Origin of the sequence: Streptomyces sp. NPDC005181 (genome assembly GCF_040608395.1) — a bacterium.
GTDB lineage: Bacteria > Actinomycetota > Actinomycetes > Streptomycetales > Streptomycetaceae > Streptomyces.
Genome location: NZ_JBEXID010000018.1, coordinates 11294 through 29000, shown reverse-complemented (window position 1 = coordinate 29000; position 17707 = coordinate 11294). Strand labels below are relative to the sequence as shown.

Annotated in this window: 15 protein-coding genes; 5 read left to right on the top strand and 10 right to left on the bottom strand. The window is 71.0% G+C overall.

The genetic code is table 11. The annotated features are described in order from the left end of the window. The first annotated feature begins 3 nt into the window (after nt 1–3). A complete protein-coding gene (locus tag ABZV38_RS14695; RefSeq protein ID WP_356327176.1) occupies nt 4–1335 on the top strand; it encodes a DUF2637 domain-containing protein in 1332 nt (443 codons plus the stop codon). Between the two features lie 99 nt (nt 1336–1434). On the opposite strand, the gene lysS is transcribed toward ABZV38_RS14695, so the two are convergent. Continuing rightward, a complete protein-coding gene (gene lysS, locus ABZV38_RS14690; protein WP_356327175.1) occupies nt 1435–3195 on the bottom strand; it encodes a lysine--tRNA ligase in 1761 nt (586 codons plus the stop codon). 134 nt (nt 3196–3329) lie between these two features. Here lysS and argS point away from each other — a divergent pair, with 134 nt between their 5' ends. Then, a complete protein-coding gene (argS, locus tag ABZV38_RS14685) occupies nt 3330–5105 on the top strand; it encodes an arginine--tRNA ligase (RefSeq protein ID WP_356327173.1) in 1776 nt (591 codons plus the stop codon). Between the two features lie 153 nt (nt 5106–5258). On the opposite strand, the gene ABZV38_RS14680 is transcribed toward argS, so the two are convergent. The 4 genes from ABZV38_RS14680 to ABZV38_RS14665 all read right to left on the bottom strand — a co-directional run bounded on the left by ABZV38_RS14680 (nt 5259) and on the right by ABZV38_RS14665 (nt 8860). Further along, nucleotides 5259–6053: a triphosphoribosyl-dephospho-CoA synthase gene (locus ABZV38_RS14680; protein WP_356327172.1), complete on the bottom strand. Its 795-nt coding sequence runs from the start codon at nt 6051–6053 to the stop codon at nt 5259–5261. 3 nt (nt 6054–6056) lie between these two features. Next, nucleotides 6057–6998: an intradiol ring-cleavage dioxygenase gene (locus tag ABZV38_RS14675; protein ID WP_356327171.1), complete on the bottom strand. Its 942-nt coding sequence runs from the start codon at nt 6996–6998 to the stop codon at nt 6057–6059. Between the two features lie 111 nt (nt 6999–7109). Continuing rightward, complete coding sequence (locus ABZV38_RS14670) at nt 7110–7883, bottom strand: class II aldolase/adducin family protein (RefSeq protein ID WP_356327170.1); 774 nt, start codon at nt 7881–7883, stop codon at nt 7110–7112. Then, entirely contained in the window at nt 7880–8860 is a 981-nt protein-coding gene (locus tag ABZV38_RS14665; protein ID WP_356327169.1) for a C-terminal binding protein, read from the bottom strand. Before ABZV38_RS14665 ends, ABZV38_RS14670 begins: the two co-directional genes overlap by 4 nt. A gap of 218 nt (nt 8861–9078) precedes the next feature. Here ABZV38_RS14665 and ABZV38_RS14660 point away from each other — a divergent pair, with 218 nt between their 5' ends. From ABZV38_RS14660 to ABZV38_RS14650, 3 genes are all read left to right on the top strand, one after another. After that, nucleotides 9079–9957, top strand: coding sequence for an Lrp/AsnC family transcriptional regulator (locus ABZV38_RS14660; protein ID WP_356327168.1), 879 nt, complete (start codon nt 9079–9081; stop codon nt 9955–9957). Nucleotides 9958–10163: 206 nt separating this feature from the next. Further along, nucleotides 10164–10970: a DUF4253 domain-containing protein gene (locus ABZV38_RS14655; protein ID WP_356327167.1), complete on the top strand. Its 807-nt coding sequence runs from the start codon at nt 10164–10166 to the stop codon at nt 10968–10970. A 94-nt stretch (nt 10971–11064) separates the two neighbouring features. Further along, entirely contained in the window at nt 11065–11595 is a 531-nt protein-coding gene (locus ABZV38_RS14650) for a HEAT repeat domain-containing protein (RefSeq protein WP_356327166.1), read from the top strand. A gap of 27 nt (nt 11596–11622) precedes the next feature. Here ABZV38_RS14650 and hemB read toward each other — a convergent pair whose 3' ends face one another. The 5 genes from hemB to ABZV38_RS14625 form a co-directional block, all read right to left on the bottom strand. Then, the gene (gene hemB / locus ABZV38_RS14645) at nt 11623–12621 is read right to left on the bottom strand and encodes a porphobilinogen synthase (RefSeq protein ID WP_356327165.1); all 999 of its coding nucleotides are present in this window, start codon (nt 12619–12621) and stop codon (nt 11623–11625) included. Between the two features lie 148 nt (nt 12622–12769). Beyond that, nucleotides 12770–14437 (bottom strand): bifunctional uroporphyrinogen-III C-methyltransferase/uroporphyrinogen-III synthase, encoded by a 1668-nt coding sequence (locus ABZV38_RS14640; protein WP_356327164.1) that lies wholly within the window; start codon nt 14435–14437, stop codon nt 12770–12772. Further along, nucleotides 14434–15420, bottom strand: coding sequence for a hydroxymethylbilane synthase (gene hemC, locus ABZV38_RS14635; RefSeq protein ID WP_356327163.1), 987 nt, complete (start codon nt 15418–15420; stop codon nt 14434–14436). The genes ABZV38_RS14640 and hemC overlap by 4 nt, the downstream gene beginning before the upstream one ends. Continuing rightward, complete coding sequence (locus ABZV38_RS14630; protein WP_356327162.1) at nt 15417–16919, bottom strand: glutamyl-tRNA reductase; 1503 nt, start codon at nt 16917–16919, stop codon at nt 15417–15419. The genes hemC and ABZV38_RS14630 overlap by 4 nt, the downstream gene beginning before the upstream one ends. Next, nucleotides 16916–17692, bottom strand: a complete 777-nt coding sequence (locus tag ABZV38_RS14625; RefSeq protein ID WP_356327161.1) for a redox-sensing transcriptional repressor Rex — start codon at nt 17690–17692, stop codon at nt 16916–16918. Before ABZV38_RS14625 ends, ABZV38_RS14630 begins: the two co-directional genes overlap by 4 nt. Nucleotides 17693–17707: the final 15 nt, after the last annotated feature.

Sequence of the window (17707 nt, the reverse complement as noted above, 5' to 3'; positions counted from 1 at the left end):
CGGGTGGCCGCGATGCAGCTGACACGCACGCACCGAGTACTCATCGGGGTCGTCGTCGCCGGCGCGGCAATCATCGCCGCGATCGGCTTCGCGGGCTCGTACGCCGCGGTGCGCGCGCTCGCAGAACAGAAGGGCTTCGGGAACTTCTCCCTGGTCTTCCCGATAGGCATCGACGCGGGCATCTGCGTACTGCTGGCGCTGGACCTGCTGCTGACCTGGATGCGGATACCGTTCCCGCTGCTGCGGCAGACGGCCTGGCTGCTGACCGCCGCGACGATCGCCTTCAACGGCGCCGCGGCCTGGCCCGACCCGCTCGGCGTCGGCATGCACGCGGTGATCCCGGTGCTGTTCGTGGTCTCGGTCGAGGCCGCCCGGCACGCGGTCGGCCGCATAGCCGACCTCACGGCCGACAAACACATGGAGGGCGTCCGGCTCACCCGCTGGCTGCTCTCCCCCGTCCCCACGTTCAAGCTGTGGCGCCGGATGAAGTTGTGGGAGCTGCGTTCGTACGAACAGGTCATCAAGCTCGAACAGGACCGGCTGATCTACCAGGCCCGGCTCCAGGCCCGTTTCGGCCGGAACTGGCGCCGCAAGGCCCCCGTCGAGTCGCTGATGCCGCTGCGGCTGGCGAAGTTCGGCGTTCCGCTGGCCGACACCGGCCCGGCCGGGCTGGCCGCCGCGGGCATCGAACCGGTCCTGCTGCCCCCGGCCCCGGCCCCGGCCGCCGTCGAGACGGTCCACCCCCAGGCCGAATTGCCGTACGCCTCGCAGCAGCAGTACGTCGAGCCCCACCAGCAACAGGTACAACAACACGTCCACCCCTCCGACCCGGCCGCCGAGGAATGGCCGCAGGAGGGACCCGGCTCGCACGACAGCCCGTGGTTCGCGGCGCCGCAGGTCCCGGAAGGCACGTACGAGGGAACGTACAACCCCACGTACGTCGAGGGCCTGGAGCCCACCCCCGTCATGATCCCGTCGGGCCCGGGCGGCCGCACCCGCCCGCTGGGCAGCGTGGGAACGATCGGCGCGGTCCCCCACCCCCGCAGTGAAGAACCCCGGCCGGAGTCGCTGGAGCAGCCCCAGGAGCCCCAGGAGCCCGAGCCGGACCCGGTCGAGTGGGCACAGGAGGACGCGGAGTTCGGCGAGATCGCGTACGAGGTGTTCAGCGCGTACACGCACCAGCACAACGACTACCCGAGCGTCGAGGTCCTCGACATACATCTCTCGGACGGCCACAACGTCAGGCACCCGCGCAGCGCGGCCCTGATCCGCCGCCTGCTGCCGGGTTTCAAGCAGCGCTTCGACAACGAGATGGCCGAGAACCACATCGCGTGAGCAGCCCGGGCCCGTCACCGCTCGAGGACGGACCGGAACCGGCAGCACGGAGGGCCGTCACCCGCATCACCGGGTGACGGCCCTCCGTACTGCAGGCGCCTACGCGCCCAGCAGCCTCCGCACCCGCTCCGCACCCACGGCCAGCAGCAGCGTGGGCAGCCGCGGCCCGGTGTCCCGGCTGACGAGCAGCCGGTACAGCAGCGCGAAGAACGACCGCTGCGCGGTCTTCAGCTCGGGCGTCGGCTTGGCGTCCGGCTCCAGCCCTGCCAGGACCTTCGGTACGCCGTAGACGAGCGTCGTCAGCCCGTCCAGCGACCAGTGCGCGTCCAGCCCGTCCAGGAGCAGCTGCAGCGACCGGCGTCCCTGCTCGTCCAGCGAGCCGAGCAGCTCCTTGTCCGGCTCGTCGCGGACGATGGTGCGGGCCTCGGCCGGGACCTGGCTGGTGATCCAGTTCTCCGCGCGGTCGAGCCGCGGCCGTGCCTCGTCGAGCGAGGTCAGCGGGTTCTCCGGGTCCAGGTCGCTCAGGATGCGCAGCGTCTGCTCGTCGTGCCCGGCCGTGATGTCGACGACGGACGCGAGCGTGCGGTAGGGCAGCGGTCGGGGCGTACGCGGCAGCTCACCGGCGGCCGTGCCGATGGCCCGGGCGTACGCAGCGGCGTCGGCGGCCAGTACGGAACCGTCGGCGACCTTGCGGGCCAGCGAGTCCCACTCGTCGTACAGCCGCTGGATCTCCTGGTCGAAGGCGATCTTGAAGGACTGGTTGGGCCTGCGGCGCGCGTACAGCCAGCGCAGCAGCGGCGCCTCCATGATCTTCAGCGCGTCGGCCGGGGTCGGCACGCCGCCCTTGCTGGAGGACATCTTCGCCATGCCGGAGATGCCGACGAAGGCGTACATCGGGCCGACCGGCTGCACGCCGTCGAAGACCTCGCGGACGATCTGGCCGCCGACGACGAACGACGAGCCGGGCGACGAGTGGTCCACACCGCTGGGCTCGAAGATCACGCCTTCGTACGCCCAGCGCATCGGCCAGTCGACCTTCCAGACCAGCTTGCCGCGGTTGAACTCGCTGAGCCGGACGGTCTCGGCGAAGCCGCAGGCGGTGCACGTGTAGTTCAGCTCGGTCGTCACGTCGTCGTACGACGTGACGACCGTGAGGTCCTTCTCGCAGTTGCCGCAGTAGGGCTTGTACGGGAAGTAGCCGGCGGATCCACCGCTGCCGTCGTCCTCGCTCGCCGCGCCGGAGCCCGCCTCGGCCTCCAGCTCGGCCTCGTCGGCCTTCTTCTGCTGCTGCGGCTTCTTGCCCTTGCCCGCGGCCGCCGGGTCCTTCTTCGTGCGGTACCGGTCGAGGACGGCGTCGATGTCGGCGCGGTGCCTCATCGCGTGCAGGATCTGCTGGCGGTACACCCCCGCCGTGTACTGCTCGGTCTGGCTGATGCCGTCGTACTCGACACCCAGCTCGTCCAGCGCGGCCGTCATGGCGGCCTTGAAGTGCTCCGCCCAGTTCGGGTACGCGGACCCGGCCGGGGCGGGCACGGACGTCAGGGGCTTGCCGATGTGCTCGGCCCACGACTCGTCGACACCGGGGACGCCGGCCGGGACCTTCCGGTAGCGGTCGTAGTCGTCCCACGAGATGAGGTGCCGGACCTGGTGCCCCCGGCGGCGGATCTCGTCCGCGACCAGATGCGGAGTCATGACCTCGCGGAGGTTGCCCAGATGGATCGGGCCGGACGGCGAAAGACCGGACGCGACGACGACCGGTTTGCCAGGCGCACGACGCTCCGATTCGGCGATGACCTCGTCCGCGAAGCGGGAGACCCAGTCGGCCTCGGTGCTGCTCTGACTCTGAGCCACGGTCGGCACGTCCTTCTCTCTGGTAGGGCTCGTAGGGGCACCACCCATTCTCCCAGGTCCCACCGGCAGCGCGAAAACGGCTTTACAGTGCGTGGGATACTGGGCGTGATCCCTTGTACCCCTACGGAAACGGCAGCCATCCCATGGCCTCGGTCAAGTCCCTCGCTTCCACGCTCCAGCAGCAGCTGGCGGATGCCCTGACGGCAGCTCTGCCGGATGCCGGCACCGCGGACCCGCTGCTGCGCCGAAGCGACCGGGCCGACTTCCAGGCCAACGGGATCCTGGCCCTCGCCAAGAAGCTGAAGGGCAATCCGCGCGAGCTCGCGTCCCAGGTCACGGCCGCGATCCCGGCGGGCGACCTGATCAAGGAGATCGAGGTCTCCGGCCCCGGCTTCCTGAACATCACGCTCAGCGACAAGGCGATCATCGACACCCTGGCCGCGCGCGCCGCGGACGACGAGGGCCGGCTCGGCGTGCCGTACGCGCAGCACGCGGGCACCACGGTCGTCGACTACGCGCAGCCGAACGTGGCGAAGGAGATGCACGTCGGGCACCTCCGCTCCGCGGTGATCGGTGCCGCGATGGTGGAGGTCCTGGAGTTCACGGGCGAGAGCGTGGTCCGGCGTCACCACATCGGCGACTGGGGCACCCAGTTCGGCATGCTCATCCAGTACCTGATCGAGCACCCGCAGGAGCTCGACCACCAGGGCGGCGAGGAGCAGGACGGCGAGGCCGCCATGTCCTCGCTGAACCGGCTCTACAAGGCATCCCGGGCGCTCTTCGACTCCGACGAGGAGTTCAAGGCCCGCTCCCGGGACCGGGTGGTTGCGCTCCAGGCTGGTGACGAGGAGACGGTCGCGCTCTGGCAGCGGTTCGTCGACGAGTCGAAGATCTACTTCTACTCGGTCTTCAACAAGCTCGACATGGAGATCCGCGACCCCGACATCGTCGGCGAGTCCGGTTACAACGACATGCTCGAGGAGACCTGCCGGATCCTGGAGGAGACGGGCGTCGCCGTCCGCTCCGAGGGTGCGCTGTGCGTGTTCTTCGACGACGTGAAGGGCCCGGACGGCAACCCGGTCCCGCTGATCGTCAAGAAGACGAACGGCGGCTACGGCTACGCGGCCACCGACCTCTCCGCGATCCGCGACCGGGTCCAGAACCTCAAGGCGAGCACCCTGCTGTACGTCGTGGACGCGCGGCAGTCGCTCCACTTCAAGATGGTCTTCGAGACGGCCCGCCGGGCAGGCTGGCTGAACGAGGACGTGAAGGCGCACCAGTTGGCGTTCGGCACGGTCCTCGGCAAGGACGGCAAGCCGTTCAAGACCCGTGAGGGCGAGACGGTGCGGCTGGTCGACCTGCTGGACGAGGCGATCGAGCGGGCGACGGCCGTCGTGCGCGAGAAGGCCGAGAAGGTCGGCCTGACCGAGCAGGAGATCGTCGAGAACGGCGAGTACGTCGGTATCGGCGCGGTGAAGTACGCCGACCTGTCCACGTCCGCCGTGCGGGACTACAAGTTCGACCTGGACCAGATGGTGTCGCTGAACGGCGACACGTCCGTGTACCTCCAGTACGCGTACGCCCGGATCAAGTCCATCCTGCGCAAGGCGGGCGAGATCCGGCCGGTCGCCCACCCGGAGCTGGAACTGGCCCCGGCCGAGCGGGCGCTGGGCCTGCACCTGGACCAGTTCGGCGAGAACCTCGCCGAGGTGGCGTCGACGTACGAGCCGCACAAGCTGGCCGCGTACCTCTACCAGCTGGCCTCGCACTACACGACGTTCTACGACCAGTGCCACGTGCTGAGCGACGACAACCCTGCCGAGGTGGTCGAGAACCGGCTCTTCCTCTGCGACCTGACCGCCCGGACCCTGCACCAGGGCATGGCACTGCTCGGCATCCGCACCCCCGAGCGTCTCTGAGCACAGCCGGACGACGAAGGAGGAGGCCCGGCGCGCATGCGTGCCGGGCCTCCTCCTTGTGCTCCTCGGCCGGTCAGTAGCCGGCGTCCGCCCACTCCGGGCCGTGTCCAAGGCCGAGGCCAAGACTCCGACCCCAGCAATCGGGCGCATGAGTCACGTGAGGAAGTCGACGAAGAGGGCGGCCGCCAGGAGCTGGGCGCTGCCCCGGGGGCTCAGGTTCCGGGTACGCAGGTGCCGGTCGAAGTCCTGCAGGGCCTGCCACCCTGCCTCGGTGCCCGTACCGCCCGCGTCGAGGACGGCACGGGCACCGTTCTGCACCTCGCGCAGGCCGTGCGGACCCCCGGTGTGGAGGAGACCGGTGTCCTGAAGGGTGCTCATCACGGTGAGCAGCGCGTCGAGCCGCGCCTGCGGCTCGCGCAGCCCGGCACCGCGGGCCTTGCCCAGGGCAGCCGTTGCCCTGCGGACGTGCGGAAAGCCGGCTCGTGCTTCGCCCCGGGCGCCCGCCGCGCCATAGCGGGTGGCGACCGCCGATCCGGTCGTCGGGCGGCGCGGCGCTCGGCGGTCGGGGAACATGGCGAGCTGCCGGGCCATGGCGGTGATGTCCTTCACGCCCGTTCCGCGGACCAGGGCGGCGGAGGCGACGAGCAGGCCGAGCGGCCAGACGGCCCCATGGTGAAGGGGGGTGCCGCCGTTCGCCACGGTCATGGACCGTTCCGTGCACCGGCCGATCGCGCCGAGTTCCTCGCGCAGCGTACGGGTGGGCTCACCGGTGCGGCGGGCGGCGGCGGCCATCGCCGCGAGGCCGGGCGCCAGCGAGCGGGCCGACCAGCGCAGGGCGCTGATGTCCGAATCGCGGGCGTCCGGGAGGCCGGGCTCAGGGGTCAGTTCGGCCTCGGCCAGCAGTGCGTCCACCGCCGTCCGTGCAAGTCTCTCCTCCTCGCGACCCATCGGTTACGAGGACGCGGTCGGCTCGGGCGAATCGCTCGGGGAGCCGCTCGGGGGCGTACCGGTGGGCGCGCCGCTCGGGGGCGTACCGCCACCGGCACCACCGGCGCCGCCCGCGCCGTCATTCTCGGCATCCGGGTCGATACCGAGGACGATGGTGCCGGTGAAACCCTTCTCGATCTTGTTCTTGTTGATCGGCTCCAGGGTCAGCAGCCCGCCGGCGGCGCCGCTGCCCTCGTACACCATGTCGTCGTCCAGGGCGGTGTACGAACCGGAGTGCTGGGAGTAAGGCTCCAGGGCGAAGACGGACTTGGCGGTCTCGTCGTCGAAGAAAAGCTGGCCGGTGTAGTTCACCTTGCCGCCCTCGTAGGTGCCGTCCTCCTTCTCGCCACCGGTGTGCACCTTGACGTGGATGTGGCAGGTGCGCGGGGTGTACCAGCCGGGCATGATCGTCTCGAACTTCACGACACCGTTCCCGTTGGCTATCTGGCAGCCACGCAGATACGTCTGGTCGTTCGCGGTGGAGCCGTCCTCGCTCTCCGCGGGCGCGCTGCCGCCGGGGTTGGCCGTGGTGTAGCCGGAGTAGTAGCCCCAGGCGTCGCAGTGCCAGATCTCGACAGCGGCACCCTTGACCGGGTTGCAGGAGTCGGTGGTGTCCTGAACGGTGATGTTCAGGTGGAGCGGGACCCCGTCCTTGCCCTCGGTGATGTCCTTCCGTACGAGCGCACCGTCCAGGTAGTACGGCCCCTCGGTGACGCTGGACATCAGCACGCACTGACCGCTGGAGGCGGACGAGGAGCCGACGGTGGTCGCCGTTGCCCCGGTGGCGTCCGAGCCGAAGGCGTTGACACCGACCGCGGTGACCACTCCCACTCCGGCTACCACTCCACCACCGATGGCCAGCGCCTTGCGCCTGGTCACCGTCCTGTCCGCGTGTTTCGCTGTCATGGTTCCCGACCGTAGGACGTCAACCTGGCAGTCCGCTCGCCCGGAACTGTGCGACGACTGTGTCTCTCCGCCATCACGGCCGTCGCATCCGAGCCACCCCCCGGACGCCGCTCAGTCCCGGTAGTCCGGGGCCACCCGGTCCAGCAGGCGCAGCATGGCCGCCCACGCCAACTCGTAGGCCCCGTCGTCCTGGAAGTCCGCGTCCGCCTCGCCCGCGAGCTGACGGGCGGCGTACTCGCAGGTCTCGGGGGCGGGGACGGTCAGCGGTCCGCCGCCCACCTGCGCGGTGACCTGGATCTCGCAGGCCTTCTCCAGGTAGTACATGCGCAGGAAGGCCTGGGCCGCGCTCTCGCCGACCGTCAGCAGACCGTGGTTGCGCAGAATCAGCGCCGGGTGAATGCCGATGTCGTCGACCAGGCGCTTCTGTTCGTCGAGGTTGAGGGCGACGCCCTCGTAGTCGTGGTAGCCGACGCGGTTGTAGAACTCCATCGACATCTGATTCAGCGGCAGCAGTCCGTCGCGCTGAGCCGCGACGGCGCAGCCGGCCCTGGTGTGGGTGTGCAGCACGCAGCGGGCGTCCTCGCGCGCGGCGTGGATCGCGCTGTGGATGACGAAGCCCGCCGGGTTGACCGGATACGGGGTGGGCTCGACCGGGTTGCCCGCCAGATCGATCTTGACCAGGTTGGAGGCGGTGATCTCCTCGAAGAGGAGACCGTAGGGGTTGATGAGGAAGTGGTGATCGGGCCCCGGAAGTCGCAGCGAGATGTGCGTGAAGATCAGATCGGTCATCCGGAAGTGCGCCACGAGCCGGTATGCGGCGGCGAGTTCGCGCCGCAGTCGCGTCTCCTCGTCGAGGGATGCGTCGGCGGTCTGCACGTCGGTCATGAGGGGGCTCCTTCGAGGGCCGGGTCGACCACTGGGGTGAGGGGTCGCCCGGTGCGGTGCCAGGCGATGACGTTCTCGGCGGGTGCGCACACGTACGCCCGCTGCGAGGCGTCGGAGAGATAGGCGCTGTGCGGGGACAGCTGGATGCGCGGATGGCTGCGCAACGGGTCGTCGAGCGGCGGGGGTTCGACCGGGAACACATCCAGTGCCGCCGCCCCGAGCCGACCGCTGTCCAGGGCGGCCAGCAGGGCCGCGGTGTCGACGAGTTCGCCGCGGGCGACGTTCACGAGGAAGGCGCCGGGCCGCATCCGGGAGAGCAGCGCAGCGTCGACCATGCCGCGGGTCTGCGGAGTCAGCGGCGTGGGCAGGGAGAGCACGTCGGAGGCGGCGACCAGTTCGGCCAGGCTCAGCCGCTCGACACCGTCGGGCCACCCGGCCGCGTCGGCGTGCGGGTCGTACGCGGCGACGCGGCCGAAGACGGGGGCCGCGATCCGGGCCAGCACCCGCGCGATGCGTCCGAATCCCAGCAGGCCGAGCGTCAGCTCCCCGGCTCTGCGCGGCAGTGCGGCGAATTCGGTGTTCCATCCGCCACCGCGCACGGTGGCGTCGGCCTGGGGCAGCGCGCGCACCAGGCTGAGCGCACTGGCGAGCGCGTGCACGGCGACGTCCTCGGTCGCGGCATGCGGAAGTTTGCTCACCCACAGTCCGCGTCGCCGCGCCTGCGCCGTGTCGATCATGTCGTACCCGGCGGACATGGTGGCCAGCATCCGCACACCGGGGAGGCGGTCGAGCAGCGCAGCCTCCACGGGCGCGTAGCCGACGATCAATGCGACGGCGTCACGCGCGACGGCGGCGATCGCGTCCGGGTCGCGGCTGCCGACGACGCGTGTGTCGAATCCCGCGTCGGCCAGCAGCCGTGCGCCCGGACCGACGTCGAGCTCCTCGGGGTCCGTGAACACCACCAGGGGCCGGCTCATCCCATCCTCCTCAAGTTCCTCAGAGCGCCGCGCAATGATGATTCGTTCGCAACGCTCGCGCAGAACCTACGTTTCATCCGGCAAAATTGCCCATAGATGGTGATGCGATCGTCAGCGACGCGCATCATCCGTGTCCGGCCCCCGCGCCCCGGTGGTCGAGAATGGACCCCGCCCCGGGTGCTCCCGCCCGGGCAGTCGAGCCGAGGGGAAACGCCCAGGTGGATCTGGACCACACCGATCTGGCCGTCGTCCGCGAACTGCAGACGGACGGCCGCCTGACGTACGAGACGCTGGCGCAGCGTGTCGGCCTCTCCCGGCCCGCCACCCGCGCCCGGGTGCAGCGACTGCTCGCGGGCGGCGGCGTGCGCGTGGTGGCCGTCGTGCATCCCGCCGTACGGGAGCTGACCGCATCGGCCCACCTGTCGATCGGCGCGAACGGCCCGGCCGAGCCGGTAGCCCGCGCGATCGCCGCCATGCCGCAGGCGCCGTTCGTCACGCTCACCGCGGGCAGCCGCGCGATCATGGCGGAGCTGCGCACCAAGGGACTTGCCGAGCTGGACCGGGCCGTGGAGTCCATCCGCTCCCTGAAGGGTGTGGACGTGGTGGATCCGCTGATCTCCCTGGAGCACCTCAAGGACCCGTATCTGCTGGCGGGCCGGCCCGAGGTGCCGGAGCTGGACGAGACGGACCGGCTGATCCTGGACGAGCTGGAACGCGACGGGCGGCTGCCCTTCGCGGAACTCGCCGAGCGCGTGGGCCTCTCACCCGGCGCCGCCCGCGCCCGCACACTGCGCCTCCTCGACGGCGGTGTCGCCAAGGTGCTCGCACTGGTACGCCCGGAGCTGCTGGGGCTGGGCTTCCTGTGCGGGTTCGCCGTACGGCTGGACGGCGAGCGGGATGCGGTCGCACGACGTCTGGCCGCCTGGGACCGGGTCTCGTTCCTCTCCGCCTGCATGGGACGCGCCGAGCTCGTCGGAACGATCAGCGCGGAGTCCCTCGCGGCGGTGCGCGACACGCTGGAGGACATGCGGGCCTGCGCGGGCGTGCGCGCGGTGGAGAGCTGGATCCACCTGGAGCTGATCAACCACACGCCCTGAGGGGAGACTTCGCCCCGCTGCGGCCATGCCGGACGATGCGTAAGTCAAATGCGCACCGGCTCTCCCAGGACCCGCACGCCGACGTCCGGGAGGCCGTCGAGTTCACCGAGCCGGAGTAGCGGCCCCGCCTGAACTCGCACCCACACGACCTGCTGACGCCGGGGCCGGACCGCCGATTGTCAGCGGTGGCCTCTAGGGTCACTGACATGGCGACGCTCCCGAACCCGCTCCCGTCACTGGCCACTTCCGGGCTCCGGCTCCCGCCCGGCACCCTGGTCGACACCACCCATGAGGGCCCGTGGCACGAACCCCTGCTCTGGTACGCGGACGGGCCCGCGACCCCGGACACCTGGCCCCGGCTGCTCGCCGAGGGCAGGACGGTCGGGCTGCTCCCCGTCCTCCTGGACGGCGGGATACGCGGCGAGTGGCCCGAGAAGTGGGAGCTCAGCCCCGGCATGACGTCGTACCCGGGTGACCACCACGCGGAGGACGTGCTGGGCGAGTTCTGGGAGGAGTACGCGGAGGACGAGCTGGAAGGGGACGCGATCGAGCCGTTCACCCCGGAGTGGCCGGGCCTCGCACCCACCCCGCCGGTGAGCGGCCCCGTCGACGCGGAGGAACGGGCCGCCGAGATCGCCGCCCTGCTCACCGACGCGGACGGCCGGATGCCGGGAGCCCGGGCGGCGCTGGTCCCCGCCCGGCGCAGTGCGGACATACCGGCGGCGATCGGCTGGACGGGCCCGCTGAACTACGAGAACGACGTGGCGCGGCTCTGCGCGGTGCTCCGGTCCTGGGAGGACCGGTTCGGCATACGGGTCGTGGCGCTCGGCTTCGACCACCTGATCGTCTCGGTGGCCACCCCACCGACCACTGTCGACGAAGCGGTAGCGGTCGCCGCCGAGCACTTCGCGTTCTGCCCGGACAACATCGCCCACAACACCCCGGACACCCTGCGCGCCTACGCGGACCAGTACGTGCTGGGCGAGGATTCCTGGTCGTTCTGGTGGGACTGAGGACGCACCTCTCCCGTTCCCCGGCGAACTCCCGCCGGGGGCCGGTCACTTCCGCCGAGGAATACATCACCGCCCACGGGGAAGCGCACACTTCATGGACCGGACAGACAGCCTCATCAAGCAGTTCCGTGCCCTGCCTGCCGAAAGCGACGAAAAGCGCGAACTCATCGCCGCAATGGGCGACATACTCGCCGACCGCCCGGACCATCCGGCCGCCGTGCCCTTCCTCGCCTCGGTGACCGCCGACGCGGAGGAGTACGACCTCGCCCGGGTCGAAGCCACCACGGTCCTGCGCCTGCGGCCGCCGGCCGAGGCCGAGTCACGGCTCTGCGCGGGCCGGGCGCTGCTGGCCGTGGTGCGTGGCCCCGACGACGATCTGGTCCGCCAGTACGCGGCCATGGCGCTCGGGCCCTACGCGGACGACCCGGAGGTCCACGAAGTGCTGGCCGCCGCCATCATGGACGACTTCGACCGGCTCGTACGGGACAACGCCCTGGCGGCGCTCGACGAGGCGGGCCCCAGCGACGAGCGGATCGCGCTGCTGCACCGGCTGTCCGAGGACGCCACGCTGGGCCACGAGGCGGTCCGCATCCTCTCGTCCTGGGGCCTGGAACCCGCGGCCTGAGGCGGCGCGGGCTCCAGGTGTCGGCCGCTACGAGCGGCGCAGCCGCTCGGCGACCTCCGTCGCCCAGTACGTCAGGATCATCTGCGCACCCGCGCGGCGGATCCCGGTCAGGCTCTCCATGATCGCCGCGTCGCGGTCGATCCAGCCCTTCTCGGCAGCGGCCTCGATCATCGCGTACTCGCCGCTGATCTGGTACGCGGCGACCGGCACGTCCACCGAGTCGGCGACCTTCGCCAGGATGTCCAGGTACGGTCCGGCTGGCTTGACCATGACCATGTCGGCGCCCTCGTCGAGGTCGAGCGCCAGCTCGCGCAGGGACTCTCGGCTGTTCGCCGGGTCCTGCTGATACGTCTTGCGGTCGCCCTTCAGCGAGGAGCCGACCGCCTCACGGAACGGCCCGTAGAACGCCGACGAGTACTTCACCGTGTAGGCGAGGATCGACACGTCCTCGTGCCCGGTCTGGTCGAGCGCGTCGCGGATCACGCCCACCTGGCCGTCCATCATCCCGCTGGGGCCGACCACATGGGCGCCCGCGTCCGCCTGGACCTGGGCCATCTCGGCATACCGCTCGAGGGTGGCGTCGTTGTCGACACGGCCGTCGGCGGTCAGGACGCCGCAGTGACCGTGGTCCGTGTACTCGTCGAGGCACAGATCCGACATGACGACGAGATCGTCACCGACCTCTTCGCGCACCGCGCGCAGACCGACCTGGAGGATGCCGTCCGGGTCGGTGCCCGCGGTTCCCCGGGCATCCTTCTTCTCGTCCGCCGGAACGCCGAAGAGCATGATCCCGGAGACCCCGGCCGAGACCGCGTCGACGGCGGCCTTCCGGAGGGTGTCCAGGGTGTGCTGCTGGACACCGGGCATGGCCGAGATGGCGACGGGCGCCGTGATGCCCTCGCGTACGAACGCGGGGAGGATCAGGTTCGCCGGGTCGAGCCGTGTCTCGGCGACCATCCGCCGCATCGCCGGGGTCGTCCGCAGCCGCCGGGGGCGGGAGCCGGGGAAGTTTCCGTACACAGTCATCCTTCGACGATAGACCCGTACACATCACCGTCTTACCGACACCTATGCCGGAAAAACCAACGGGAGAACGGACAGGAGAACAGGCAGGGGCCCGGCTGCCGAAACAGCCGGGCCCCTGAACACCCTGAGCACTCCCGAACGGGCCGGGTCAGGTCGTCGTACGACGCCTCCGCGCCCCAGGACGCCGCTCGCTCGGCCGCGTCACCGGATCGCCGGCCTCCTTCGCCGCATCCCGCCGCTGCGCGCCGAAGTCGGCGAGCGCCGCGGCCAGCTTGTGCACCGACGGCTCCGGCGACAGCACGTCCACCCGCAGACCGTGCTCCTCGGCAGTCTTCGCCGTGGCGGGGCCGATACACGCGATGACGGTCACGTTGTGCGGCTTGCCCGCGATGCCGACCAGGTTCCGGACGGTCGACGACGAGGTGAAGAGCACCGCGTCGAAACCGCCGCCCTTGATGGCCTCACGGGTGTCGGACGGCGGCGGCGAGGCGCGGACCGTGCGGTACGCGGTGACGTCGTCGACCTCCCAGCCCAGCTCGATGAGCCCGGCGACCAGCGTCTCCGTGGCGATGTCGGCGCGCGGCAGGAAGACGCGGTCGATCGGGTCGAAGACCGGGTCGTACGGCGGCCAGTCCTCCAGCAGACCGGCGGCGGACTGCTCACCGGACGGCACCAGGTCCGGCTTCACACCGAAGTCGATCAGCGCGGCGGCGGTCTGCTCGCCGACCGCGGCGACCTTGATCCCGGCGAAGGCACGGGCGTCGAGCCCGTACTCCTCGAACTTCTCCCGGACGGCCTTGACCGCATTGACGCTGGTGAAGGCGATCCACTCGTAGCGGCCCGTGACAAGGCCCTTGACCGCGCGCTCCATCTGCTGGGGCGTACGCGGCGGCTCGACGGCGATCGTCGGGACCTCGTGCGGCACGGCGCCGTACGAACGCAGCTGGTCGGAGAGCGACGCCGCCTGTTCCTTCGTACGCGGCACGAGCACCTTCCAGCCGAAGAGCGGCTTGGACTCGAACCACGAGAGCTGGTCGCGCTGGGCGGCGGAGCTGCGCTCACCGACCACGGCTATGACCGGCTGGTGCCCGTCCGGCGACGGCAGCACCTTCGCCTGCTTGAGAACCTGGGCGATCGTCCCGAGGGTCGCCGTCCAGGTGCGCTGCCGGGTCGTCGTACCGGCGACGGTGACGGTCAGCGGGGTGTCGGGCTTGCGGCCCGCCGAGACCAGCTCGCCCGCGGTGGCCGCGACCGAGTCCAGCGTCGTCGAGACGACAGCCGTGGCATCGCTCGCGCCGATCTCGGTCCAGCAGCGGTCCGAGGCGGTGCGGGCGTCGACGAACCGGACGTCGGCGCCCTGCGCGTCACGCAGCAGCACACCGGCGTACGCGGGCACGCCCACGGCGTTCGCGACACCCGGCACGACCTCGAAGGGAATGCCGGCGGCGGCGCAGGCGAGCATCTCCGCGCCTGCGGACCCGTCCAGGCCGGGGTCTCCGGAGATGGCACGGACGACCCGCCTGCCGCCCTTCGCGGCCTCCATGACAAGATTGGCCGCGTCCCTGAGAACGGGCACACCGGCGGGCGTTGACGACACGTCAACAACCGTCAGCTCAGGCGTGCTTACGCCTGCCCGCGCATGGCCGCGAACAACGCCGAGTACGTCCGGCTCGGCGACAAGAACTTCCGCGCTCGCGAGCGCCTCGACAGCGCGCAGAGTCAGCAGTCCCGGATCGCCGGGACCGGCGCCGAGGAAGGTGACGTGCCCTGCGGACAGGACCGGAAAGTCGGATACGGCGGGGCCGGTGGGGCTCAAAGTGCTCGCTCCCCCATAAGACCGGCCGCACCCTTGGCAAGCATCTCGGCCGCGAGCTCGCGACCGAGGGCCGCCGCGTCGTCGTGCGACGTGGGGACGGGACCGGTGATGGACATCTGTACCAGCGAGGCGCCGTCGGTGGAACCGACGACACCGCGCAGGCGCAGTTCGTTGACAGCCTGTCCGTCGACCAGGAGGTCGGCCAGCGCACCCACAGGTGCGGAGCAGCCGGCCTCCAGGGCGGCGAGCAGGGAACGCTCGGCGGTCACGGCGACCCGGGTGTACGGGTCGTCGAGCTCGGCGAGCGCGGCGGCGAGGTCCGCGCTGGTTGCAGCACATTCGATCGCCAGTGCTCCCTGGCCGGGAGCGGGCAGAACGGTGTCGACCGGCAGGAAGTCGGTCACCTCGCCGGTCCGGCCGAGGCGGCTGAGCCCGGCCGCGGCGAGAACCACCGCGTCCAGTTCACCGCTTCGTACAAATCCGATACGCGTATCGACGTTGCCGCGGATCGGCACGGTCTCGATGTCGAGGCCGTGACTGCGGGCGTACGCGTTGAGCTGCGCCATGCGGCGCGGCGAACCGGTGCCTATGCGGGCACCGGACGGCAGCTGCTCGAAGGTCAGCCCGTCCCGCGCCACCAGCACGTCGCGCGGGTCCTCGCGCTGCGGTACGGCGGCCAGCACGAGGCCCTCGGGCTGTGCGGTCGGCAGGTCCTTGAGCGAGTGGACGGCGAAGTCCACCTCGCCTCGCAGCAGCGCCTCACGCAGCGCCGCGACGAACACGCCTGTGCCGCCGATCTGCGCGAGATGCTCCTTGGAGGTGTCTCCGTACGTGGTGACCTCGACGAGCTCGACGGCACGCCCGGTCACCTCGCTGACCGCGTCGGCGACGAGGCCGGACTGCGCCAGGGCGAGCTTGCTGCGCCGGGTGCCCAGCCGGAGCGGCGCGCCGGTCCGTGCGCGCAGGGGTGAGTTGTCGGTCATGACCGCCCTCGATTCGGGTCGTTCAGGTCTGCCCGGGAGACGGCGGCGACCGTCTGCGGGTCGAGGTCGAAGAGTTCCCGCAGCGCGTCGGCGTACCCGGCGCCGCCGGGCTCGCTGGCAAGCTGCTTGACCCGCACGGTGGGCGCGTGCAGGAGTTTGTCGACGACGCGGCGCACGGTCTGCGTGATCTCGGCGCGCTGCTTCTCGTCCAGGTCGGGGAGGCGTCCGTCGAGCCGCGCGATCTCGCCGGCCACCACATCGGCGGCCATGGTGCGCAGGGCGACCACGGTCGGGGTGATGTGGGCGGCGCGCTGGGCGGCGCCGAACGCGGCGACCTCGTCGGCGACGATGGTGCGCACCTGGTCCACATCGGCGGCCATCGGGGCGTCCGCGGACGCCTCGGCGAGCGACTCGATGTCGACGAGGCGCACACCCTCGAGGCGTGCCGCCGCACCGTCGATGTCGCGCGGCATGGCGAGGTCGAGCAGGGCGAGCCGGACGGGGCCGGTGGACTGCGCGGGCACGGTGACCCGGCGCACGGCCTGTGCCTGTGCCTGTGCGGTCGTGGTGGCGGAACCGTTCTCCACCCACGCGGCGTGCTGGTCCAGGTCGGCGGCGGGTGCGGCGGGCGCCTCGGCGGCGGTGGCGGCCGCGTCGAACGGCAGGCCGAGTGCACCGGCGACGGTCTCACCGGTCAGGACGAGACCCGTCGCACCGGTGCAGGACACGACGACATCGGCACGTGTCAGTTCGTCGGAGACCGCGGCCATCTCGACGGCCCGGGCGGTCACTCCCGTGCCACCGGCCTGGCCCAGGATCTCGACGAGCCGGTCGGCGCGGGCCCGGGTCCGGTTGGCGACGACGATCTCGGCGACACCGGTACGGGCCAGCGTGGCGGCGGCCAGCGACGACATCGAGCCGGCGCCGATCACCAGAGCACGCTTGCCCCTGGCCCAGTCGGCGGTGTCGGCGCCGCCCGCGAGCTGCTGCAGGCCGAAGGTGACGAGCGACTGCCCGGCCCGGTCGATCCCGGTCTCGCTGTGCGCGCGCTTGCCGACCCGCAGGGCCTGCTGGAACAGGTCGTTCAGTAGCCGGCCCGCGGTGTGGCTCTCCTGCCCCAGTGCCAGCGCGTCCTTGATCTGGCCGAGGATCTGGCCCTCGCCGACGACCATCGAGTCCAGCCCGCACGCCACCGAGAAGAGGTGGTGGACGGCCCGGTCCTCGTAGTGCACATAGAGATACGGAGTGAGTTCGTCCAGCCCGACCCCGCTGTGCTGCGCGAGGAGCGTGGACAGCTCGGCGACACCCGCGTGGAACTTGTCCACGTCGGCGTACAGCTCGATGCGGTTGCAGGTGGCGAGGACAGCGGCCTCGGCCGCGGGCTCTGCGGCCAGGGCGTCCTGCAGCAGCTTGCCCTGCGTCTCGGCAGCCAGCGACGCCCGCTCCAGTACGGAGACCGGGGCGCTGCGGTGGCTCAGCCCTACGACAAGGAGACTCATGCCGGCATCACGGCGGGCATGTCCCCGTCGGGTCCCTTCCGGCTGCTGCTCGCGGCGGCACGCACGGGCGGCGCGGCCTGGTCGTCGACGCCGCCCCCGGCAGCGGCTTCCTCGCCGGCCTTGCGCTGTTCGTGGAAGGCGAGGATCTGGAGTTCGATCGAGAGGTCGACCTTGCGGACGTCGACGCCGTCGGGCACGGAGAGCACCGTCGGCGCGAAGTTCAGGATGGAGGTGACACCCGCGGCGACGAGCCGGTCGCAGACCTGCTGGGCGGCACCGGCCGGGGTCGAGATGACACCGATCGACACGCCGTTGTCGCTGACGATCTTCTCCAGCTCATCGGCGTGCTGGACGGGAATCCCGGCGACGGGCGTACCGGCCATCGCGGGGTCGGCGTCGATCAGCGCGGCGACCCGGAAACCGCGGGAGGCGAAGCCGCCGTAGTTGGCGAGCGCGGCGCCGAGGTTACCGATACCGACGATGACAACCGGCCAGTCCTGGGTGAGCCCGAGCTCACGGGAGATCTGGTAGACGAGGTACTCGACGTCGTACCCGACACCACGGGTCCCGTAGGAGCCGAGGTAGCTGAAGTCCTTGCGCAGCTTGGCGGAGTTGACCCCCGCCGCCGCGGCGAGTTCCTCGGACGAGACCGTGGGGACCGAGCGCTCGGAGAGCGCCGTCAGTGCGCGGAGATACAGCGGAAGCCGGGCGACGGTGGCCTCGGGAATTCCTCGGCTACGGGTCGCCGGTCGGTGAGTTCGGCCAGTTGCCACGGTGCTCCTGCGGGA

Excerpts from the sequence above, each read along its gene's own strand:
- argS (WP_356327173.1), top strand. The coding sequence starts at position 3,330 with ATGGCCTCGGTCAAGTCCCTCGCTTCCACGCTCCAGCAGCAGCTGGCG.
- ABZV38_RS14680 (WP_356327172.1), bottom strand. The coding sequence starts at position 6,053 with ATGGGTCGCGAGGAGGAGAGACTTGCACGGACGGCGGTGGACGCACTG.
- ABZV38_RS14670 (WP_356327170.1), bottom strand. The coding sequence starts at position 7,883 with ATGACCGACGTGCAGACCGCCGACGCATCCCTCGACGAGGAGACGCGA.
- ABZV38_RS14655 (WP_356327167.1), top strand. The coding sequence starts at position 10,164 with ATGGCGACGCTCCCGAACCCGCTCCCGTCACTGGCCACTTCCGGGCTC.
- ABZV38_RS14675 (WP_356327171.1), bottom strand. The coding sequence starts at position 6,998 with ATGACAGCGAAACACGCGGACAGGACGGTGACCAGGCGCAAGGCGCTG.
- hemC (WP_356327163.1), bottom strand. The coding sequence starts at position 15,420 with ATGACCGACAACTCACCCCTGCGCGCACGGACCGGCGCGCCGCTCCGG.
- ABZV38_RS14630 (WP_356327162.1), bottom strand. The coding sequence starts at position 16,919 with ATGAGTCTCCTTGTCGTAGGGCTGAGCCACCGCAGCGCCCCGGTCTCC.
- ABZV38_RS14650 (WP_356327166.1), top strand. The coding sequence starts at position 11,065 with ATGGACCGGACAGACAGCCTCATCAAGCAGTTCCGTGCCCTGCCTGCC.
- ABZV38_RS14665 (WP_356327169.1), bottom strand. The coding sequence starts at position 8,860 with ATGAGCCGGCCCCTGGTGGTGTTCACGGACCCCGAGGAGCTCGACGTC.
- hemB (WP_356327165.1), bottom strand. The coding sequence starts at position 12,621 with ATGACTGTGTACGGAAACTTCCCCGGCTCCCGCCCCCGGCGGCTGCGG.